Origin of the sequence: Pseudomonas sp. TH49 (genome assembly GCF_016650625.1) — a bacterium.
In the GTDB taxonomy this organism is placed as follows: Bacteria; Pseudomonadota; Gammaproteobacteria; order Pseudomonadales; family Pseudomonadaceae; genus Aquipseudomonas; species Aquipseudomonas fluorescens_H.
Genome location: NZ_JAEKFL010000002.1, coordinates 1698098 through 1719980 on the forward strand (window position 1 = coordinate 1698098; position 21883 = coordinate 1719980).

Consider the following 21883-nt stretch of genomic DNA (forward strand, 5'->3'; position numbering starts at 1 on the left):
GTGGCGGGCCGGCATCCCTTGATCAGCCGGAGCCTGCAAGCATGGCCGAGTTTCTGTTACGCAAATTACTGGCGCTGGCCGCGACGTTGTTGTCGGTGTCGCTGATCGTATTTGTCGCCCTTGAACTGAACATCGAGGACGTAGCCATCAACGTCCTCGGCCCCTACTCCGCCGCCGACCAGCGCGCCGCGTGGCTGGTGGAGCATGGATACAACCAGCCGTTCCTGTGGCGCTACCTGGTGTGGCTGAAGGATTTCGTCAGCGGCGACTGGGGCACCTCGGTGCACTTTCGTGAACCGGTGATCGACCTGCTGCTGCCCAACCTCGGGCAAACATTAATCCTTGCCGGGCTGGCCCTGTTGGTGATGGTGCCGGTGGCCCTGACCCTGGGCATTCTGGCCGGCATTCGCCAGGGTTCGGCGATCGACCGCCTGGTGTCGTTCCTGTCGATCGTCACCACCTCGATTCCGGACTTCGCCAGTGCCGTGTTCGTCTCGGCGATCTTCGTGTTCTGGCTCAACTGGCTGCCGGGCGTAAGCAGCATGAGCGACGGTTTCAACGCCGCCGAGTTGGCCCTGCCGCTGATGGTGCTGTGCCTGTTCGGCATCGGTTACCTGGCACGGATCACCCGTGCCTCGATGGTCGAAGTAATGCAGGCGCCGTACATCCGCACCGCGCGCCTCAAAGGCGCGTCGACCTCACGGATCGTGCTGCGTCACGCGCTGCGCAACGTACTCATCGCGCCGATCACCGTGATCATGCTGTACATCCCGTGGCTGCTATCGAACGTGATCGTGGTCGAGGTGTTCTTCGCCTACAAAGGCTTCGGTTCGCTGCTCTACACCGCGTCGCTGAACCATGACGTTTACTTGATCGAAGCCTGCGCGATGATCAGCGGCATCGTGGTTGGCGCGACCAAAATTTTTTCCGACCTGGCCTACACCTGGCTCAACCCGCGCATCACCCTGCGCAGTCTTGGCGGAGGCAGCCAATGAACTTCCTCAACTCGTTCAAACATCCCTTGGCGTTGCTCGGCTTGCTGCTGGTCGGCGGTTGGGTGCTGATGGCGCTGTTCGCGCCGTGGCTGGCGCCCCACGATCCACTGGAAAGCTTCGCGCCGCTGCTGACGCCGATGAGCCAGGATGGCAATGGCATGAGCTTCTTGCTGGGCACCGATATGATCGGCCGGGACATTCTGTCGCGGCTGATCTGGGGCACGCGCACAGTGTTGTTCTGGTCGGTCCTGGCAACGCTGACCGCGTTTGCTGTAGGCATCGCCATGGGCCTGTGCGCCGGTTATTTCAATGGTCGGGTCGATGGACTGTTGTCCTATGTCGCCGACACCGTGCTGTCGTTCCCGGTGCTGGTGTTGTACATCGTGATCATCATTGCCCTCGGCGCTTCCGCGCTGAACATCCTGATTGCGGTGACCTTTACCAGCGCACCGGCGATCTTCCGGATCATGCGCGCGCTGACCATCGACATCCGCTCCCGGGATTATGTGCTCAGCGCCATCACCCAGGGCGAAGGCGCGCTGCGGATCATGCTGGTGGAAATCCTGCCGAACTGCGGCGGGCCGTTGATCGTCGATTTCTGCCTGCGCATCGGCTACACCGCAATCATGATCGGCGCCCTCGCTTTCCTCGGCCTCGGCTTGCCACCGCCAACCCCGGACTGGGGAGGCATGATCAACGAAGGCCGCAGCATGGCCATCGCCTTCCCGCACTTGGTGATCTTCCCGTGCATTGCCATCTCCACCCTGATGCTGGGCTTGAGCCTGTTGGCGGACGGTCTGGACGAACACGCCCAGAAAGGCGCAAGGAGTTGAGCATGAGTCAGCAAAAAGTATTGAAGATGGAAAACCTCTCCATCGAACTGCCTGCCGGCGCGGACCGTAGTCACGCCGTCAAGGGCATCAGCCTCGACGTGCATAAGGGTGAAATTCTCTGTGTGATCGGCGAATCCGGCTCCGGCAAATCGGTGCTCTCTGCAGCGATCATGGGCGACTACGCCAAAGGCCTGCGCCACAGCGAAGGCGTGATCGATTTTCTCGGCGACGACATTTGCCGCCTCCCGGAAAACGCCCTTCGCCAGCTGCGCGGCAACCGCATTGCGATGATTTTCCAGGAGCCGATGGCGGCGCTGAACCCGGCGATTCGCATTGGTCAGCAGGTTGAAGAGATCTTCGACATTCATGCGCCGCAGATGCCCGCCGCCGAGCGTCGCGAGCGCATGCTCGCCCTGCTCGACTCCACTCATTTGCCCGACCCGCCACGAATCGCCAACAGCTTTCCCCATCAACTATCCGGCGGCCAATGCCAGCGGGTGGTGATTGCCATGGCGCTGGCGATGAACCCGGATTTGCTGATTGCCGACGAACCGACCACTGCCCTGGACGTCACCACTCAAGCCCAGGTGCTGAAACTAGTGCGTGACCTGCGCTGTCGTGGTCAGCACGGCATTTTGTTCATCACCCACGACTTCGGCGTGGTGGCGGAAATCGCCGACCGCATCGCAGTGATGGAGGGTGGTGTGCTGGTGGAAATCGGTGAGCGGGATCAAGTGCTCAACGCGCCGAACCACCCGTACACCCGCAAGTTGATAGCCGCCGTGCCGGCGCTGCACCCCGAGCTGCACACACCCTGCGCCGACGGCGAATTGGCGTTGCGCATCGAGCACCTGACCAAAACCTACAATGTCGGTGGTCGCCTTGTACCGGCGCTCAAGGATGTCTCGCTGCAACTGCCACGGGGCAAGACACTGGCGATCGTTGGCGAGTCCGGCTCCGGCAAAAGCACGCTAGTGAAGGCCGCCATCCGGCTGGTGGAAAGCGACAGCGGCCACGTATGGGTCGGTGATACGGATTACCTGGCCTTGCGCGGTTCGGCTCTGGCGGCCAATCGGCGGCGGGTCCAGATGATTTTCCAGGACCCATACGGCTCGCTTAATCCGCGCCATCGCGTCGGCGACATCATTGCTCGCGCTGCGCAACTGCGGGGTTTGTCGGCCAAGGATGCGTGGACCGAGGCCGGTGATTTGCTCGAACAGGTCGGGCTCAAGCGTGACGCCCTCAAGCGCAAGCCCCGGCAGTTCTCCGGCGGCCAGCGCCAGCGCATCGGCATCGCCCGCGCCCTGGCGATGCGCCCGGAAGTGTTGATCGCCGATGAGAGCGTCTCGGCGCTGGATGTCTCGGTGCAAAAACAGGTGCTGGAGCTGCTCGCCGAGCTGCAACAGCGTCTCAACCTGAGCATTTTGTTCATCACCCATGACCTGCGCGTTGCGGCGCAGATCAGCGATTACATCGCGGTGATGCGCCAGGGCGAAGTGGTGGAATACGGCACGGCGGAACAGGTGCTGTTGCGGCCGCAAAACACCTACACCCAGACCTTGCTCGCGGCGGCACCCGGCGCTTCAGCGATACCGACAGTGCCTGTCGTCGAATCCACGCTGAGGCTGATTCGACCTCAAGCCAGCTAACCCTTTCAACCCTTTCCCCAGGTCGCAGCGTTCGCTGCGGCATGGGTTGCTGTTGCCAACGATAACTAAAAGTCAGGAGTATTACTGTGCGCACAACCACCCCACCTGCGATCCGTTCCATCTCCCTGATTCCGCTGCTCGGCGCATTCGCGGCCCCGGCCATGGCGGTACAGGTCACCGACAACCTCGACCTCGGCGGCGCCGTTCGCGCACGCTGGGATTATGACCCTGACCGCGACATTCAGAAGTTCGGCCTGGACACTGTGTTCCTCAGCGCCAAGTACAACTCCGAGACCTGGATTGGTGAGGCTCAGTACCGATTTTATGGGCGGTCGTACCCTTACCAGTACACCAAGAACTATGGCGACATCCAGTTCGCCAAGTACGCGTGGGCCGGCTACAAGTTCAACCCCGATCAGCAGGTGCAGGTCGGCTTGAACACAGTGCCATTCGGTCTACAGCCGTACTTCGGCAGCACCTTCTACGAAACCCTGGGCAACGTCATCGGCCTGGAAGATGTGCAACAGGTCGGCGCTAAGTACATCCAGCAAAGCGGCGACTGGAACGTCCAGGCCGGCTACTACCTGCGCCCGGCGTGGCAAGGCAAAGGCACCAGCAAGGGCGTGACCTACTCAAGCGTGGTGTCGGGGGCCGACAGTTACGTGGGCGATGGCAGCGACAACCAGGAACGCAACACCTTGGTGCTGCGCGTGGCCAAGGCCATGGATCTGGGGCTGTGGAAATCCGAAGTCGGGATCTCCGGCCTGACCTCGACCCTGGAGAACAAGGACACCGACAACGACGGCCGCCGCAACGCCGTGGCCGTGCATTACCTCGGCAAGAACGGCCCGTGGGGCGTGCAGTTGCAAGCGGCGCGGCAACAGATGTCGCCACGCAACGCAGGTACCGATGAAGTGGTGACCTTGGGCGGTTACGACGGCACCTACAACGTCGCCAGTCGCGGCAATCTGTACGTGGCGGACCTGAGCTACGACGTCAGCGGCAAATACCTGTTCGACCTGGTCAGCGGTGTGAAGCTGTACGCCAACTACAGCGCCCTCGACAAATCCGCCGATGAGTTCAAGACCTCGCAGCGGATGATCCTCGGTACGTCGTTTTCCTTCAGCAAACTATGGATCGCGACCGAGTGGTTGTATGGCAAGAATGATCCGTATATCGGCGGTAGCAGCTACACCCAGAGTCTGGGGGCTGGCGGGACTGATCATTGGGAGAATCAGTTGTATATGAACATTGGGTATTACTTCTGATTCGGGATTTTTGGCGTTCTTGAGGCCGCCTTCGCGAGCAAGCCCGCTCCCACAGGTTTAGCGCATGACCTGTGGGAGCCGGCTTGCTCGCAAATCGCCCAAACACCACTTGCATCAGTCCATCCACACATAGTCAGATAAGCCACCACCCAAAGAAAAACAATAAACCTGCCCCACATCGGCGTCAGGTATGGAGCCACCCTTCCATGCGTCAACTACCCTCGCTCAAAATGCTGCGAGTCTTCGAAGAAGTCGCCCGGCATCGCAGTTTCAGCCAGGCGGCGCTGGGTCTGAACGTCACCCAAGGCGCGGTCAGCCGTCAGATCGAGCAGATCGAAGACCACCTCGGCGTGGCCCTGTTCATTCGCACGCCTCAAGGCCTGTCGTTGACCGAAACCGGCCTCGCCCTCTCCCCGCATTTAAGCGACGCCTTGCCTGAGTTCCGATCTGACATCCGACTTTTTTAAAAGAATCGGCTGTGGCTGCCACTCGAAAAACTGCTGAATCTTACGCAACAACGGAAATTAAATATCGTAGCCAATTGAAAGTATTTAGCTTGTGGATCACAAAGCCCTGATCTCCTAGGGCTTTGCCGTTTCAGATCCGCGCAATTTTGACTGCCCTTTTTAATTTCCGTATCCTTTCTGTCGTCGACTTGGCCTCGCTAAACTCCCATCGTGACTAGCTCATCGGTCTACTCCGCTGAACTGGCTGATAATCTCCACAACTTGACGAGTGCCCTCTCGAATCTCCAGCAAAACGGTCCCGGCCTGGCCAACCAGAGTTACGCCAGCCGCAACCTGTTGTTGGCTTGCATACATGCTTTCCACCGCACCTTGCGTCAACTCTTGGTTTTGTCGTACCACATCCTTGATCTCCAAAGTCGCCTGACTTGTACGCAAGGCTAAATTGCGAACCTCGTCTGCCACTACTGCGAAACCGCGCCCTTGGTCTCCTGCCCGCGCCGCTTGATAGCTGCATTAAGCGCCAGAAGATTAGTCTGCTCAGCAATTTCACGAATGGTCTGAACGATGGCCCCGATCTTTTGCGACTGCTCGCTTACAGCGCTGATCGACGTCGCAGCAGCAGCCAGTTCACCCGCAATGGCGTGCATCACTTCAACGGTCTGCTGGACAACGTCAGTCCCTTTTTGAGTGCTGCTATCGGTCTGGCGAGAGGTTTCATAAGTACGCTTGGCGGTCTCTGTCTCAGCTTCGTGACGCTGCACCTGTGCGGTGATGTCAGTGGCAAACTTGACCACTTTGTACAACCTACCCTTGGCATCGAAGATCGGGTTGTAGCTGGCCTCCAGCCAGACCACTTGGCCAAACCTGTTAATACGTTTGAATTGCCCGGAGATGTATTCGCCGCGATTCAGACGAGCCCAGAATTCGAAGTAGTCGGTGGAGGCACTTTCTTTGGTGTTACAGAACAATCGGTGATGTTTGCCGATGATTTCATCCACCCGGTAGCCCATGACGGCGCTGAATGCGTCGTTGGCGTAAAGCACCTCACCTTGCATGCTGAACTCGATCTCTGCCATAGAACGTTTGATTGCGGCGACCAGACCTGCCGCGTCCTGCTCACGGTTCACTTGCGCGGTGACATCAGTAGCGATTTTGACGACTTTGCAAACCTTGCCGTTCACATCATGTACGGGGTTATAGCTCGCCTCCAGCCAAATCTCCTCGCCACGATTGTTCAAACGCAAAAAACGGTCTCGGAGGAATTCACCGCGTCCCAGTCGATTCCAGAAGTCGGCGTATTGAGCACTTTTTGCGTAGCCCAGCTCGCAAAAGATTCGGTGATGTTTGCCACGGATTTCATCCACCTCATAACCCCTGGTTGCAAGGAAGTTGGCGTTAGCTGCGAGGATGGTGCCGTCTGGTTCAAACTCGATCATCGCCATGGATCGGCTGAACGCCGCCATGGTTGCTTGGCTCGCGTTGAGTTCCGTTTGGCATTGCAAAAAAGCATGATTAGCACGAGAAAAAAACATGTCGACCTCTGTAATTTTTGTACGACCGGTTAGATACCGTATGGGTAGACACGTCTATCTGCCTTGACAGGCTTGGGTTGCTGCATCCTTGCGGGAAATTGCCTATACATTGCGACTGGATTAGATGGCTCGTCGAGCCGGCTTTAAAATATCGTGAGACGTAGGGCCTCAGTCCCTGGATTGGAACGGATTCCACGTTCGCGCAATGCTTCCGCCTTCGCCCTCCGGATTGGCTTGAGCAGATAACTGAATACCGTTTTTTTGCCGGTCAGAATATCCACCGTTGCATCGTAATCTTCAGATTTCAAATTCCTGAAGCCCGCTGATACGCGGCAACATGCCGTTGTACTTGAGAAAAAAAGCATCAACGATGTCGCTCACCTCTGAGAACCGTTCGGTAAATGCCATCTGCATCATCCTGACCTGCAGCTCCTCTTGTTCCACTACGTAATTCAAGAAAAGTGACGCATCGGGAGGCCCCATGCTTCGCAAATTTCTCAGGGAATCCACATACTTCACTGTCTCATCGTAGACAAGTTTCAACATCGGTCCTTGCAATATAATCAATAGCGTTCCAACTACCCAGGCCTTGAGTTTGGTCAGGTATCCTGGCTGAATATCAAATCCCCACAACTGAGCGGCGGCTCGATAATGAATGGAATTGAACCGCTCAAGCTCCGAGTAAGTACTCCAAAAAGACCGTTCCTCCTCTCCGGTTACTCGATCTGCCAAACGCGTTACAACACGCAATGCAAATTCACGGTTGGCCAGTTCATAGCGAAATCCTTTTGCAAACGCTTCTGAAAACATTGCACGCCCTCGAACATATTTTGTTTTTTATAAAGACTTAACCCATGCGTCAGCACTTGAAACGCAAACCTAGACCTTGAAGCCTTTCAACAAGTTATGTTGTAGCTCAGCGCCCTTGTTCAACTGCTGGCTAAGGCGTGCTGTCTCTTCCGCCTGATCGGAAACTGCCTGAGTCACATCACGGATAGCGCTGATGTTGCGACCCACTTCGTCCGAAACAGAACTTTGCTCTTCTGCTGCGCTCGCGATCTGCAGGTTCATCTCATTGATCTGGTCCACTGCTGCCGTGATCCGTGACAACGCGCTGATTGCCTGTCGCGCCTGCTCCACACTGTTCTGTGCCTGATGGTGACTTTTACTGATTGCATCAGTCACTGACAGATTGCGCGCCTGCAAGCTTTCGATCACGCCACGTATTTCTTCCACCGAGGACTGTGTGCGCTGCGCTAAACCACGAACTTCATCAGCAACTACGGCAAACCCCCGACCAGACTCGCCAGCACGGGCGGCTTCAATAGCCGCGTTGAGCGCTAGTAGATTGGTTTGTGAGGCAATACTTTGAATGACCTCGAGGATGGTGCCGATTTGTTCATTGCTACGAGCCAAAAGCTGTAATTCCTCCATGGCGTGATTCATGTTCTGGGCCAGAGAGTTGATGCCCGTACTGGTAGCCTCGATAATGGTGAAACCGTCGTGGCTAGCGCGTCCCGCATCACCTGCTGCATCGGCGGCACTCGCTGCACTTTGAGCTGAAGTGTAAGCCGTGGCCGACATTTCCTGAATCGCGGTTGCGACCATATCGATTTCATGAAACTGCTGTTGAATACGATCGCTGGTTTGTCGGGCAATAACCGCTGACTGGTCGGCGTTGAGGCGTGCCTGGTTACTGGTGGCTTGTACCTCCGCGATGCTGGGCTGCAACTTGCCGAGAAAATGATTGAATGCTTGAGCAAGACGCCCCAATTCATCACTGCGCGGATGGTTCAACCGACGAGTCAGATCACCCTCGCCGTCGGCAATATCCTCCAGCATGGCGGCCAGGCTATTGATGGGTTTACTGATACCGCGAGCAGTCATTGACACAACCAGCATGCCCAAACATGAAATAAGTCCGCCCACACCTATTTCCAGCCACGCGCTGTGAGTGCGTTGCTCGCTCATCGTGTGCTCCAACGACTGCGCGGGAGCCAGAAGGTCTTCACCGGAGACGTTAAGGAGTACACCCCATGGCTGCGCGCCAGGAAATGGAGCAAGACTTGTTAACGCGTATACGTCACCATCACTTTCATAGATCCCGGATTGGCCTTTCTTCATATCTGCCAATACCTGATGCAGCGCCGCTTCAGAAAATGGCGTTCCGAGATCCGTTGCGCCATTGCTGTCGCCGGTCAGTAGCCCGGTAGAACTCAAAAAACGAATGCGTCCCTTGCCATCTAATAACTGACGGCTCCCCTCAACGCTGCTTTGCTGCAATGTAACCAGGTCGATGTCAAAACCTATGATGGCGATCACCCTGCCCTTTTCCATCAAAGGATAAGTAATGCTCGTGACTAGCCTGCTTTGACCGGAGGCATCATCAACATAGGGCTCAAGAATGCAAGGTTTCTGGCTATTTTGCGAGCATGTGAAGAATGCGTTATAGGGCTGACCGCTCGGACCGGCGGTCAGGTCCGTCATCATCTTCTCTGTCACCGTCACATGTTTTTGCGCATCGTTATTGCGTACAAGATATTGCGCAAAGCGGCCTTCTTCATTGCTACCCGCCTCAACATTATCTTTAAAATGCGCATCCGCTCCATCCAGATCATTTTTCTGAAAAACGACGAAGACACCAAGCAAGTCCGTATGCGTAGACAGCGTATTTCCCAACTCTTCGACAATCTTCCGCCGCATTGCCTCGGTGTTTATGTTGCCTACTTGGTTTTGGTCGCGTAATGCCAGTAAAAACCGAGACAAACCTTCACCAAGAAGTCTCTTTTCTTGCAACTGACTTTGTAGGTGCATGGCCTGCAAACGGCCTTGTGCCTGCAAACTATCTTTAGCGGTTGCGGTAAATAATTTTAGGGTATAGTCCATGGCGACCTGGCTATCTTGGCGCGCCTGGTACAACGAAAGCGCAATTAGCCCGCACGCAACACCTATCAAACATAAACCGGCCAGCCAAGTAGTTCGCCCTTGTATCGTATGAAAAATATTGCGCATAGAGCCGCTCCACCAAGTCACTTGAGAATATTGTTATTACAGTCAATACCAATCGCCATTTGCATCAGCGAATCGATTACGTGTCACATAATGAAAGTATTGAACATTACATCCGGTTTATACAAGACTGAGCCAGGGGCAATCTCCTGATAGATTGCCGATGACAAGTCCCTGAATTCAGCCCTCAACATTTCCAACGCTACGATTTTTTCATGAGCGCTGAATATTTTCCTTCCACCATCGAGACATACGACACTTTCTCTAAATTTATCGCTATCACAAATAAACTGAAGATGCGCACGAACTCTTTCGAGCAAGCCTGGACTATTCCCCGGAAAAGTATCAAGTTCGACGCTCATACTGTAAGCAATTGAAATCAACTCGCACCGGAACAAACAAGCAAGTCTAGTTTTTTTATATATAGGCATATCCGCAACAACGTTGAAAAGCAAGCGAATTACTCGCCGTAGATTTCCAAAGTACAGCGCATCTCGCGCCTCAATAAGCTTCAAGAGCTTTTGGGGATTGCAAAAAACCAAATGACTGACGTTTTTATCATACAAACTTACGGACGCTCCGAATTTACTGGAGTAGGAGTACTCCTCGTAACAAACGGCGGGAACAATCAATGTGCTCCTTGCTGCCTTCCCATCTCTAAAATGAGCCCCACCCTCCTCATTAAATGTTAGAGATTGACTAAAGAACATTCCTCTCAGCACCTTCTCCAGAATCAAACGAAAAGCCGTGGAGAACGCCATGAGGTCATAAGGTTCTTTTTCATAACGCTGTTGTTGCGAAGATAGTTTGCCTATCAAAACAACATCAGAGCAGGCAAGTTTTTTTATATGCACATCGCAAGCCAAAGGCCCGTGCAATAAAAAACCCACCCGCTGCCCCAGCTCTTCAAGTGTTTGAACTATCATCCCTCCTACAAATTCTCCCTGCTCAATTGATTTTTGGGTGTACACGGGATCTATCGGCTTCATTGCTCCGAGCAAATATTTTATCCCTGCGGGTTCTCCTAACAGCTCATAATCCTCTCGAATGCGGCCATCAAATCCAGCCTGTTCGGCATCACAAACTCCAGACGATTCCACAAATTTAATATATGCCTTCTCCTGCGGACCTTGGCGGCGTTCCTTCAAAGTTTTCAGACGCTTTTTGAAATTAATCATTTTCAACCCTAACTCCATAGATCACGCTATTTTTAGCGCTGAATGGAACCACTCAATATGCAAGTGAGAGAGTTGCGATTATCTTTTCTTTATCACGTTCCCCGGATAAAGAGGTGCTGGATTGCGTAGCAGCGAACAGCTTCACTTGCTTTGGCTGTCAGCTATCACGGGGTTTTGCGATGCAACGAAATAAACCACTGCGATTATTTCCTGATCCGTCAATCCGCTGGCGACGGAGTTCATTGCATGGGTTGGGTCAATGCGCCGGCCTTGCTTGAATGCCGTTATCTGATTATTCAGGTAACGATCACCCAGGCCGCCGATGCGAGGGGCCAGCGGCCCTCCTTCCAAATGGGCACCATGACAGCCGTAACAACCTTTCGCCGCCACCAGGTCACGGCCACTTTGAGCGAGGTGGCCTTTGTTTGCCTCCATCTCCGTAAGTCCTGGGCTCTGCCGAGAAAAATAGATACCCAGCGAGGTGATCTGAGCGTCGCTGAGCATCGCGGCCAGTGGATGCATCAGAGGACTTTCACGCTTACCCTCGGCGAAGGCATGCAATTGCGCTTCAATGTAAGAAGCCGACTGGCCTGCCAGTTGTGGATATTGAGTGTTAAGGGATAGTCCCTTTGAGCCATGACAAAGTGTGCAGGTGTCGTGAATTTGCGGCCACGGGCCGCCATTGGCCTGATTGGCAACTTCCGCGTCAGAAAGGCTATTCATGAAGTTATAACCGGCAATCAGATGAGGCCCGTCGTACGTGCATCCGTGAACCAGAAGGATTGTGCTGGCGATGGTGATCACGAAAGTAGCGATAAGAATCGATCGTCTCATCACACCGTCCTCCGAACCTGAACAAGTGCTTGCAGCACTTCCAGGGCAGCCCGGTGCCCCGAACGTACAGCGCCATCCATTGCCCCGGCCCAAATATCCGCGTTCTCCGAACCCGACCAGATCAAGTTGCCGATTGCCGGTTTCAAAAACTCACCCCATTTTGTCCAGAAACCAGGTGGAATCGGATTCATGCACGTCAGTGTCCAGGGATCGATCTTGCCCCAATCCTGATCGTGGAACTGGATAGGATTCAGCGCTTGCTCTCCAAGCGCCTTGGCATAAATCGCAGAGAGGGTGCTTTGCGCCGTTACTGCTTCGGATGACAGGTTCCCTGTTCTGACAAACGCGTTGATAACGCCAAGACTGCCATCAGGAGGTGAGTTGTCATAGGCCAGAATGACTGGACCATCAGTTTGAACTATTTGTCCGTTCAAACCCTTTGCTCTCCAGAAAGGCTTTTCATAAACATGAGCTGTCTTGCGCATCGGGCCATGTGCAGGCCAAAGATTTTGCAACTGCGCGCGGCCACTGGGCAACGGAGGATCGAAAGCTATCTGGTTACATAATGCTGGGCTCAATGCGGCTACAACTTTACGTGCGCGAAACACCGCTTGATCTGTGTGAACTTCGACAACATCACGATCCCAACCGACAATTCGGCGAACTGGGCACGATAATTGAACTTTATTACCAAGAGCTTCGGCCATCCGAACGCTAAGAATCTGGGAGCCTCCAACCAGACGTGTTTCTTGCGCCCCACCTTTCATTCCCTCCAAATTTTCAAGGCTGCAGTCAGAAGTATTGATAACCGAAAGATACTGTAAAAGGCCTACGCTCGCGGGAGGTCCGCCAAATGAAAGAGTCATTGTCGTATTGAAACCAACCTTATCAATAAGACGAACATTCTGTTTCGACAGCCAATCACCGACGGAAAGTTTATCAAGTTCAGCGGCGTTCTTAGCATTCCATGGATCTTTACTTGGGACTGTACGTGACAAATCATTAATTTTTCTGACCAACTCAGGATCAAATCCGAGACCGTCGCTAGTATCCTGCTCTACTTTTGCATCTCCAGCAAAAAAAACTGCCTTCCCTTCATAATAACTCGGAAACGTTTCAACATTCAGTTCGCGAGCAAGATCAAAAACCGCTGTTTGTCCCGGACCGATCCATTGACCGCCCGCTTCGGATACTAGACCATTGCCCAGGTCATGATTGTAAGTACGCCCGCCAACTCGGTCACGTGCCTCAAGCACAACAAATGATTCGCACCCCGCGTTTTTTAGATCACGAGCAGAAGTCAGACCGGATAGCCCGGCACCAATGATCACAACATCTAATATGCCAGTATCGCTCGTATTTGATGCCTCGGCAGCGTTACTTACGTTCAACGTAAGTCCTGCGAGCAACGTCGCCCCTCCCATGGCCTTTAATATCAGGCGCCGCTGAGGATCAGGTTTCGAGGGTTCATCATCATTAGAATTCATGTTAATTCCTAGTTTAAAATGCCCTTGTTTGCGGGAGCCTAAATAAAGACTGAGCACATTCATTCAACTAGATTTTTTTGCTCACACTGAAAACAGCTGCAGCAGTACAGACATCCTTGTAGCCCACTGCGAAGAGGCATTCATTTTTGGACAAATCTGTATCGACATAGCTGACGGCCCAGTCCAGCCCGACAAATTTTCTGGACAGTTTGACTTCCCACTCATGATAACCATCGCGAGTCGATCCATCAGTGCTGATAAAAAATGGATCCTTATAATCCATGACTCCGTAACGTCCCATCAACTTGAAGCCGCAAGGGATCTCCGTTTCATAACTCGCCCAAGTATAGAGCGTGCTCTGTTCTTTCCCCAGTGCAGGAAAATCATCTGAATATTGAGCGGTAAAAATAAAACCATACGCAGCCAGACTGGCATATGTTTCAGAGGTATTCTTATTGCTTTCCTTGACATAGGTATATTGCACCTGCCCTAGGTCTAGCGTTACGTTCTTTGCCAACGGAATCGACCAGCCAGCGTAATAGTCAAGCTCCTGACGCGAAGGAGAACCATGACCATAATCAATACTCGCCGTGAACACACCAACATACAAACCGGTACTTTTGCTCGAAAGCATTCCGTCAAACTGTACCGCAGGATTATTCTGATTTTCAGATATCCCTCGAGTCCTGTACTGGCTCAGCAAACTGAACTTCATATCCAAATCAAACTCCTTATTGAGTTCAACTGCATATGACGCAGGTGAAAGCATGCACAAAACTGTAAAACCGCATACTACGCCCTTCATAAACTACACCTTTTTTAATTATTTTTGGCAGCCGTGAAGTTCCATTCCGCGATAACGAGGCAGATTGAAATGTTATTCTTCATTTGAGAGCAAAGGGCGTAGACAACACCCTGCAGCCTTAATCAGCATCAAGCAATATTTGACCCTCTAACGCCCTCTCTCCGACCCAGAGCACAGGGCAAGAGACGGACGCTCCTGCAGACCCTGTCCTTCCGTACGAATCGTGGCTCAAGGAGCCTCAAACTCGCCCCTGTGAGAAAACGGTGTCCTTGCTCAATTTTTATCTCACAATAATTTTATAGTCAAATATAATTATTGTGATGAGCATCACTCGAACGCATACCTGGAAAATTATGTGAAACCGGACTGCGCGCCCTCCGGAAATCTCAGCGCGCACGCCATCAGTCAATTGAAAAAGGGTGTTTCGGACGCAGCCCCACAGGCCACGGCCCCCGAGTATCTCGGAAGACAGTACGAGCGGGCCACGCGATACGGGCACTTGAACTGGTACCAGAGAGAAATCCGAGCGCAAAACTCGAATGTGGAGTGCGAACTAGGGGTGTAGGCCGTTGAACAACATTTCAACCGTTTTTCGCGAGTAAAGCTCAAGCGCCTGATAATCCGGATAGTCCGTCTGTACCAATCGCGCAAAAATCATCGCTGTGAAATCGCTCATGAAACTGCCGAAGAAATCGACATCTACAGAGCTGTTGATCAATCCGCGGCTCTGCAACAGCCTGAGAAACGTTGCAATTTCCTTAGCCGTCTCTCCATTTATCGCCATGATTTCCTTCGACGCAGCAGCATCGAAGCTCTGGCTCAACAATTCCCGCCAGATCGGAATTGGCAGCGTCTGCAATTCACGCTCGGTCATGATCAAATGAAAAGCGCATAGCGCGTCCACGGCATTGTCGTACTGTTCAATATCGAACAGCGCCTCGCTTGCCCCCGAGCGCTCTGCCCGTTCCACAAGAGACAAAAGAATTTCTTGCTTGCTTCCGAAATAATTGAACACCGTAGGTGCAGACACCCCGGCATCAGACGCAATTTGCTCGACCGTGGTGGCGGCATATCCGCCTGTCTCAAACAATTTCATCGCGGAGACCAGAATCGCTTCCTTGCGCTGCTCCTTTTGCCTTTCCCTGAGACCGCTCATCGCAAATCCTCTTTCTTTTGAACGAACAATTTTTTACGAATTCGATAAATAATATAAAATTTTTGCGCAATATAACATTTTAGATTGGTAAGGCATTATTTCTCGACACGCCGTACTACAGATACGGACCCCGTGGAAAAACGGAGCATCCATGAAGCGCGGCCATCACCTTGATGCGTTTTGAAAAGGGATTCAGAATCGAACAACCCTCTATACTTGGGTTATGCTTGGGCTCGTCATACAATCGATCAGAACAAACAATGCTCCCCATGCAACCTCATGGGTGAAGTCGCTCAGGGACGACGCTTGAATAGCAATCAGAGACTATTTCATGCCTCGACATTCAAATGAAAACACCAGCGACCACTCCGGTTTGTCTCAGTCCCATCAACAGAAACGCAAATTTCTTTCTATTTCTGAACCGGTATTTCTGCAGAAGAAGTTCGAGGACCATCGGTCCTATACCGCGACAATTCTCTTCTTGTATTCCGTGTTTGGCATTTGTGCCTGGCTGATGGATTACGCCAGTGACCCGGTGCTGGCCGAGAAAACATTCGGACTTCGATTTGCCAGCCTCGTTTTCATCGCTGGAGCCATGGCAATCCGACGAGTCAGAAGCTACAAGCAAGCATCCTTGATCGTTTTCGGCTGCATTTTTCTCGATCTGATGCTGAATCTATTGATCATCCGGCGTTTGAATGGAGAATTGCCTGGAGGCGTTGCCCTTTTCGCTTACTTTCCCATGGGAGCTACCCTCGCCTGCCTCGGCCTCTCAGTCAGACTGAGTCTCTCGTGTACACTTTTAATGGCGGCTATCCCGCCTATATCTGCATTGTTTCATGGGGTTCCTCAGCTGCCCTATGCGCTCTACGCTGCCGTGATTGGGCCAGAGGTAGCGGGCCTGGCCATTCTGACCTGCGCATTCGCCTGGAACTATCATCAGCGCTTCATACTGGAGCGCGCACTGGAAGAAGCCTCAAATACGGATGCATTAACCGGTGTTGCAAACCGCCGGCACTTCAATGTTGTGATGCGACGTGAATTGTCGCGGAGTGAGCGCTTAACCCATCAATGCGCATTGCTCATGCTGGACATTGATCACTTCAAGAAAATCAATGACACCTACGGTCATCCAACAGGTGATCGGGTGATTTGCGCACTTGCCGAAATCTGCACAACCCTCACCCGCGATGCTGATTGGGTCGCGCGATTGGGTGGAGAGGAGTTTGCAATACTCTTGCCTGAAACAAGCCTGGATCAAGCTTTTCTTCTGGCTGAACGAATCCGCACTGAAGTACAGCAACATCACATTACCAGCGTCGATGGCGCCAAGTTGCAATGGACGATCAGCATTGGGGTCGTCAGTGCTCGGCCGGATGGCCATCAACACTCCTTGAAAGAGTGCGAGCGCATGATCAGCCAAGGTGACACCGCGTTATATGCAGCGAAAAACAATGGCCGAAACTGCGTGGTTTGCCATCAAGAAGATGCCGCAACAGTCCTGTAGCGATCAGATAACCAGGTAGAACGCACAGCCCATCCAGAAATGAGCCCCCGCGGCTTTGCATCCGCCCTTTCCCAACACGAAACACCCCAGTGCAAACTCCTTCCGTGTCTTGCAAAAATATTTTACTCTAAAAAAATATTTATTTGACTAAAGAATTCGAAAGTAGATATTACTAATGATCGTTATGAAATGCTGGGACGAAGCAAGCGGCTGTGACTTCTACCCTGCTCCCAGTAAGCCCATGACGTAACGAGGTCGGTCTCATCGAGGGCCCTCCAAAATTAGCAGTGTCGCCGGATGTTCCCTTAGTCCTCTCTAGGAGTCGGCCCACGATGTCCATTACCATCGGTTCACGCACTCGCTGCTTTCCACTGCACATTCACATTAGCGTTCTGTTTACTTGCTTTCTTCTGCTGGTCTGCGCGGCCCTTGGGCTGCTCAATTACCAACAAACAAGCAAAATGATCGCAGCCACCAGTGAGACTCTATTCGATCGTATTCAGCAAGATGTTCAGCAGGATATCAGCGAAACGTATCAGCCCATTCGCCATCTGCTAAGTCTGCTTGCCCTGAACCCCGCTGCGCAAGGCCTGAATCTAAAGGCGCGCCTTACCTTGCTCCCTACTTTTGTTCAGGCCCTGCACGACAATCCCGCACTCAATTCGATTTACTTGGGATACGCCAACGGGGACTTCTTCATGGTCCGTCCGCTGGTCAGCAAAGCGATGAGGCAACGCCTGTCTGCTCCACCTAGCGCCAGCTACCAAGTCTGGTCGATTCAGCATTCAAATCAGGATATCCGGACAGATTATTTGTTCTATGACGAACAACTGAATGAAATTAGTCGCCTGCAACATGCTGACGAGAACTACGATCCACGTGTCCATGACTGGTTTAAACGCGCCATCACGAACAGGGGTCAGATTACTACAGCACCTTACGTATTTTTTTCTACGGGAGATGTGGGCACAACGATGGCCCGTCGTACTGGCGAAGGTGTGGTCCTAGGTGCCGATCTGACTATGGCCAGCCTCTCATCCACATTGGCGAAACACAGAATCACCCCGGGAAGCGACTTGATACTGGTGGACAGTGAAGGAAACGCCGTAGCTTACCCTGATGCCAATCGGTTGATTAGTGGAAACGAGAACGGCGCGTTGCTCAAGGCGAGCGACATCAATCCGGTGCTTGGCGAGTTGCTGGATGGTCATTTGGGCGAGAAAATCCATGGGATCGTGACACTGGCGGATAAACGCTGGGCAATGGTTGAGCGCCATGTCTCAGCTGGCGGTGCAAAAGGCCTCCGCCTTGCACTTCTCGTCCCGGAGGAGGAGATGCTCGCTGATGCTTATTACATTCGCCGGCAAGGCGCTCTAATCGCGCTGATTACGCTACTTCTATGTCTGCCAGCAGCCTGGCTGGCGTCGCGTCATATCGCCAGGTCCCTAAGGAAGTTGGTAAACGAGGCTGACGCGATCCGTCGATTCGATTTCAATTTTCCGTCCAGTGGTCGCTCTCATATTCTGGAATTAAATCAATTGGCAGTCTCAATGACCCAGATGAAAGAGGCCCTCGGCAGCTTTCTGGATATCGCGGCAAGCCTTTCGGCAGAAACCAACTTCGATGCTTTGCTCAAGCGTGTTATGGATGCCACCGTTTCGATCAGTAATGCGCAGGGTGGACTTATCTATCTGGTTGATGTGGACACAGGTTGTCTGGAGCCTCAGGGGGTGGTGCTTGATGGGCAGATTCATGCATCGCAAGCGTTGAATCTCAAAGGGGCTCGCCATGCACGACGAAACCTTGCCTGATTGGCTGCGCAGTCCAGCCTGTGGAGGGGCAAGTTCAGCAAAGACCATCGATTACGCACAGTCCCAAAGCTTTCATGGGGTGTTTGACGCAATGGGCAGTTCGCGCATAGAGGTGATTGCTGCGGGCTTGCGTAATCGTCAAAGAGAAACCGTAGGCGTTCTAGTTTTGTTCCAGCGCGACACTGACAACAATAGAGAAAGCATCCTCAGCGAAGAAAGAGTTGCTTTTGTCGATGCCATCTCTGGCAGTGCAGCTTTATGCATCGAAAGTCAGCGTCTGCTGGCCAGACAGAAGCAATTGCTGGACGCATTCATTCAACTGATCGCCGGCGCCATCGATGCAAAAAGCCCCTACACGGGAGGCCATTGCCAACGTGTTCCGGAACTCACCCTGATGCTTGCACGTGCAGCAGCGCAAAGCGACGCCCCTGAGTTCTGCAACTACCAGCCAAATGATGATGACTGGGAAGCCTTGTACATTGCCTCGTGGCTACACGATTGTGGAAAAATCACGACTCCGGAGTATGTGGTCGACAAGGCGACCAAACTAGAGACGTTGTACAACCGCATCCACGAAGTACGCATGCGATTTGAGGTCATCAAACGCGATGTATGGATCAGGTACTGGCAAAACCGGGCAACAGGCTCGAACGAATCTGAACTCACTGAAATACGTGACAAAGAGCTGGCGTTGCTTGATGAGGAGTTTGCCTTTATTGCCAATACCAATTTGGGCAATGAGGCTATGGGGGCAGCCGATATAGAACGTCTTGAGCAGATCGCAGGTCGTCGCTGGGTACGAACGCTGGATGATCGTCTCGGCGTTTCCTGGGAAGAAGCGCAACGTCTGAAACGACGCCCTGCCTCGGCGCTGCCGGTGGAGGAGCTACTGTTGGCTGATCGACAAGAACATCTTATTGAGCACCCTGAGCAAGAGCTGATTGCTCACGATAACCCATGGGGATTCAAGCTCGATGTTCCACAGTACAAATTCAACCGTGGTGAGCTGCACAATCTTGGTATAGCCAGCGGCACGCTCACGACTGAGGAACGCTACATCATCAACCATCACATGGTGCAGACCGTACTGATGCTCAACCGCCTGCCGTTCCCCAAACACTTACAGACAGTAGCCGAATATGCGGGAGGCCATCATGAAAAAATGGACGGAACCGGCTACCCCAAACGTCTCACTCGAGAACAAATGAGCCTGCCGGCTCGCAAGATGGCTGTCGCAGATATTTTTGAGGCGCTTACAGCCGTTGATCGCCCTTACAAAAAAGGCAAGACACTTTCTGAGGCCCTCAACATCATGGTCAACATGTGCTCGAGATCGCATATCGATCCGGACATTTTTGCCCTGTTCATTCGCTCAGGCATTCACAAGGAGTATGGCACTCGCTTTATGGCAATAGATCAAATTGACGCAGTGGATGAGCAAGCGTTACTGGCCAGAATTTACATTCGGAATCAGGATTCCTTGGTGAATGCTTAGACAATCGCCATAACGCGTTGAGCGAACGTATCGTGTCAGCATTCCGACCGACTTGCGCGCCAAGGCAGGTACAGACAAGGCATAGTCGAGCGCTGATATCTTGCAAGCCAAGGATCAGCTTGGGCATACGACCGTGGGAATGACCGAACAGCACATCAAGAATCGCAAGGTGTTGCCGCTGACCGAAAACTGACCCAGTAAAGGCTGTTCTGCCGACTGAAAACTGACTCAGGTGTTCAACTGCTTCTGCTCATCTTCCAAGCAGGAGAACACAGGGTGATCAGCATGGAAATGTTGGGAAAAATCCGGCGGATGTACTTCCGCGCCAAGCTCTCGCTGCACCAAATAGCCAAGCGTACCGGGCTGTCGAGAAACACCATCCGAAAATGGGTCAGAGCGCCCGAAGCCACTCAGCCGGCGTACCAGCTGTGCGCGACCTTCAACAAACTCAGCCCATTCCACGACACGCTGGAACAGGCGCTGAAAGCCGATTCGTTTCGGGCAAAGCACAACCTCAGAAGCGCCAAAGCACTTTTCGAGCAGATCAAGGCTGAGGGTTATGACGGCGGCTATAGCCAGCTCACGGCGTTTGTACGCTCGTGGCGAGGTGAGCAAGACAAGTCTTTACGCGCTTTTGTACCGCTGACGTTTGCGCTCGATGAAGCTTTTCAATTTGACTGGAGCGAGAAGGGCTGCTTATCGGAGGCCTGTTTCGACGCATCCAGGTCTCCCACATGAAGCTGTGCGCCAGGGCGCGTTTTCCAATCTCATTACGTTGTCAAAAACAACGAGTTGAGAGGCGAACGAAGCATGATTTAACGCTTACGTCATCCATTCTGAAGCTCGTAGTGGCCCGCTCAACGCCAAACATGTTTTGCTTTTCAGTAGTGGTTGTCATGGCGTTGAAGGTTTCTGTGGATCTGCGGTGCAGATAGCGCTGCTGCAAGATGATTCCTTCCAACGTGAGGCCCGAGAAGCCTGCTGTGCAGTGGTGTACTTACATGCAGCTAACCCTTACGGCTTTCCTGGCTGCGCCGCTGGACCCAGGAGAATGTCGATCTGAATCGCAACTTCCGGGACTTCAGCCAGCCCCGTGTGCACAATTTGGACTACGCGGCGCTGCACGCGGTGATGATCCCCAAATGTTGGCCCGCCTCTTGGGCTAATCGTCTGCACTTGCTTTCACACCTGTTGAGGTATGGGCGCAAGCGATTGCAGAAGGCGATCTCCGTCGGGCAGCACGGACATTCCGATGGCCTGTTCTACACTGGCGTAGCGCCAACCTGGAGCAACTGCACGGTGCGAAAAGTAGTGCGCAGGCACGTAGGAAAATGCGAACAGCTTGCCTGGATAGATATCCACACGGGCCTGGGGCCAAAAGGGCATGGTGAACGTATCTACTCCGGACCAGGAAATTCTCCGATGCTGAAACGTGCACGACGCTGGTGGGGTGAAACCGTGCGCTCCTCACAGGAAGGTCAATCCGTGTCAGTGCCTCTGAGCGGGCTGATGGTATATGGCGCGCTCGACGAGTCCTCTCCGACCCAGCTCACCGCTTTAACTCTTGAGTTCGGCACCTTGCCCGGAACGGAGGTACTTTAAGCTTTACGGGCAGAACAGTGGCTACACAACAACCCAAGTATCGGCGCAGAACAACGTCAGCGTATCAAACAGCAATTACGCGATGCGTTCTACGTCGACGAACCACAGTGGAAGGATGATGTGTTACGCCAGGCTCTAGAAGTCGCCAGGCAGGCGGTCGCTGACTTGAGCGAAAGTGTTGGCGCTGATTGAAAACTGATCCAAGGCGATTTGCTGATTTGTGCATTAGTAATTGTAGATAAAGCCGGCAACAGT

General features: G+C 53.1%; 12 protein-coding genes and 8 pseudogenes. 10 read left to right on the top strand and 10 right to left on the bottom strand.

Going from position 1 to position 21883, the window contains the following annotated elements; all coding sequences use genetic code 11:
* Positions 1 to 41: 41 nt before the first annotated feature.
* From JFU48_RS25000 to JFU48_RS25020, 5 genes and pseudogenes are all read left to right on the top strand, one after another.
* Positions 42 to 995 (top strand): ABC transporter permease, encoded by a 954-nt coding sequence (locus tag JFU48_RS25000; protein ID WP_201138002.1) that lies wholly within the window; start codon positions 42 to 44, stop codon positions 993 to 995.
* A complete protein-coding gene (locus JFU48_RS25005; RefSeq protein ID WP_201138003.1) occupies positions 992 to 1828 on the top strand; it encodes an ABC transporter permease in 837 nt (278 codons plus the stop codon). The genes JFU48_RS25000 and JFU48_RS25005 overlap by 4 nt, the downstream gene beginning before the upstream one ends.
* 2 nt (positions 1829 to 1830) lie before the next feature.
* Positions 1831 to 3477: a dipeptide ABC transporter ATP-binding protein gene (locus tag JFU48_RS25010; protein ID WP_201138004.1), complete on the top strand. Its 1647-nt coding sequence runs from the start codon at positions 1831 to 1833 to the stop codon at positions 3475 to 3477.
* A gap of 86 nt (positions 3478 to 3563) precedes the next feature.
* Positions 3564 to 4745 (top strand): hypothetical protein, encoded by a 1182-nt coding sequence (locus JFU48_RS25015; protein ID WP_201138005.1) that lies wholly within the window; start codon positions 3564 to 3566, stop codon positions 4743 to 4745.
* Between the two features lie 206 nt (positions 4746 to 4951).
* Positions 4952 to 5176, top strand: a pseudogene (locus JFU48_RS25020) (LysR family transcriptional regulator); the annotation flags it as partial.
* Positions 5177 to 5431: 255 nt separating this feature from the next.
* Here JFU48_RS25020 and JFU48_RS30205 read toward each other — a convergent pair.
* From JFU48_RS30205 to JFU48_RS25060, 10 genes and pseudogenes are all read right to left on the bottom strand, one after another.
* Positions 5432 to 5790: pseudogene (locus JFU48_RS30205) on the bottom strand (methyl-accepting chemotaxis protein); the annotation flags it as partial.
* A gap of 228 nt (positions 5791 to 6018) precedes the next feature.
* A pseudogene (locus tag JFU48_RS30210) lies at positions 6019 to 6744 on the bottom strand (PAS domain-containing protein); the annotation flags it as partial.
* A gap of 297 nt (positions 6745 to 7041) precedes the next feature.
* Positions 7042 to 7554: a hypothetical protein gene (locus JFU48_RS25030; RefSeq protein ID WP_201138006.1), complete on the bottom strand. Its 513-nt coding sequence runs from the start codon at positions 7552 to 7554 to the stop codon at positions 7042 to 7044.
* A gap of 69 nt (positions 7555 to 7623) precedes the next feature.
* Complete coding sequence (locus JFU48_RS30650; RefSeq protein ID WP_446739786.1) at positions 7624 to 8178, bottom strand: methyl-accepting chemotaxis protein; 555 nt, start codon at positions 8176 to 8178, stop codon at positions 7624 to 7626.
* Between the two features lie 303 nt (positions 8179 to 8481).
* Positions 8482 to 9756 (bottom strand): annotated as a pseudogene (locus JFU48_RS30655) (HAMP domain-containing protein); the annotation flags it as partial.
* An 83-nt stretch (positions 9757 to 9839) separates the two neighbouring features.
* Positions 9840 to 10931 (bottom strand): hypothetical protein, encoded by a 1092-nt coding sequence (locus JFU48_RS25040; protein WP_201138008.1) that lies wholly within the window; start codon positions 10929 to 10931, stop codon positions 9840 to 9842.
* A gap of 141 nt (positions 10932 to 11072) precedes the next feature.
* Positions 11073 to 11765: a c-type cytochrome gene (locus tag JFU48_RS25045; protein ID WP_201138009.1), complete on the bottom strand. Its 693-nt coding sequence runs from the start codon at positions 11763 to 11765 to the stop codon at positions 11073 to 11075.
* Positions 11765 to 13252, bottom strand: coding sequence for a flavin monoamine oxidase family protein (locus tag JFU48_RS25050; RefSeq protein WP_201138010.1), 1488 nt, complete (start codon positions 13250 to 13252; stop codon positions 11765 to 11767). The genes JFU48_RS25045 and JFU48_RS25050 overlap by 1 nt, the downstream gene beginning before the upstream one ends.
* 67 nt (positions 13253 to 13319) lie before the next feature.
* The gene (locus JFU48_RS25055; RefSeq protein ID WP_201138011.1) at positions 13320 to 14057 is read right to left on the bottom strand and encodes a TorF family putative porin; all 738 of its coding nucleotides are present in this window, start codon (positions 14055 to 14057) and stop codon (positions 13320 to 13322) included.
* A 553-nt stretch (positions 14058 to 14610) separates the two neighbouring features.
* Positions 14611 to 15213 (bottom strand): TetR/AcrR family transcriptional regulator, encoded by a 603-nt coding sequence (locus JFU48_RS25060; protein ID WP_201138012.1) that lies wholly within the window; start codon positions 15211 to 15213, stop codon positions 14611 to 14613.
* Positions 15214 to 15544: 331 nt separating this feature from the next.
* Here JFU48_RS25060 and JFU48_RS25065 point away from each other — a divergent pair, with 331 nt between their 5' ends.
* The 5 genes and pseudogenes from JFU48_RS25065 to JFU48_RS25080 all read left to right on the top strand — a co-directional run bounded on the left by JFU48_RS25065 (position 15545) and on the right by JFU48_RS25080 (position 21820).
* Positions 15545 to 16720, top strand: a complete 1176-nt coding sequence (locus JFU48_RS25065; protein ID WP_201138013.1) for a GGDEF domain-containing protein — start codon at positions 15545 to 15547, stop codon at positions 16718 to 16720.
* A gap of 332 nt (positions 16721 to 17052) precedes the next feature.
* Positions 17053 to 20026, top strand: a pseudogene (locus tag JFU48_RS25070) (HD domain-containing phosphohydrolase).
* 49 nt (positions 20027 to 20075) lie between these two features.
* Positions 20076 to 20219 (top strand): annotated as a pseudogene (locus JFU48_RS30660) (integrase); the annotation flags it as partial.
* A 92-nt stretch (positions 20220 to 20311) separates the two neighbouring features.
* Positions 20312 to 20787 (top strand): annotated as a pseudogene (locus tag JFU48_RS25075) (IS21 family transposase); the annotation flags it as partial.
* 68 nt (positions 20788 to 20855) lie between these two features.
* Positions 20856 to 21820, top strand: a pseudogene (locus tag JFU48_RS25080) (M14 family metallopeptidase).
* Positions 21821 to 21883: the final 63 nt, after the last annotated feature.

Excerpts from the sequence above, each read along its gene's own strand:
- JFU48_RS25010 (WP_201138004.1), top strand. The coding sequence starts at position 1,831 with ATGAGTCAGCAAAAAGTATTGAAGATGGAAAACCTCTCCATCGAACTG.
- JFU48_RS25055 (WP_201138011.1), bottom strand. The coding sequence starts at position 14,057 with ATGAAGGGCGTAGTATGCGGTTTTACAGTTTTGTGCATGCTTTCACCT.
- JFU48_RS25065 (WP_201138013.1), top strand. The coding sequence starts at position 15,545 with ATGCCTCGACATTCAAATGAAAACACCAGCGACCACTCCGGTTTGTCT.
- JFU48_RS25000 (WP_201138002.1), top strand. The coding sequence starts at position 42 with ATGGCCGAGTTTCTGTTACGCAAATTACTGGCGCTGGCCGCGACGTTG.
- JFU48_RS30650 (WP_446739786.1), bottom strand. The coding sequence starts at position 8,178 with ATGGAGGAATTACAGCTTTTGGCTCGTAGCAATGAACAAATCGGCACC.
- JFU48_RS25050 (WP_201138010.1), bottom strand. The coding sequence starts at position 13,252 with ATGAATTCTAATGATGATGAACCCTCGAAACCTGATCCTCAGCGGCGC.
- JFU48_RS25030 (WP_201138006.1), bottom strand. The coding sequence starts at position 7,554 with ATGTTTTCAGAAGCGTTTGCAAAAGGATTTCGCTATGAACTGGCCAAC.
- JFU48_RS25040 (WP_201138008.1), bottom strand. The coding sequence starts at position 10,931 with ATGATTAATTTCAAAAAGCGTCTGAAAACTTTGAAGGAACGCCGCCAA.
- JFU48_RS25045 (WP_201138009.1), bottom strand. The coding sequence starts at position 11,765 with ATGAGACGATCGATTCTTATCGCTACTTTCGTGATCACCATCGCCAGC.
- JFU48_RS25060 (WP_201138012.1), bottom strand. The coding sequence starts at position 15,213 with ATGAGCGGTCTCAGGGAAAGGCAAAAGGAGCAGCGCAAGGAAGCGATT.
- JFU48_RS25005 (WP_201138003.1), top strand. The coding sequence starts at position 992 with ATGAACTTCCTCAACTCGTTCAAACATCCCTTGGCGTTGCTCGGCTTG.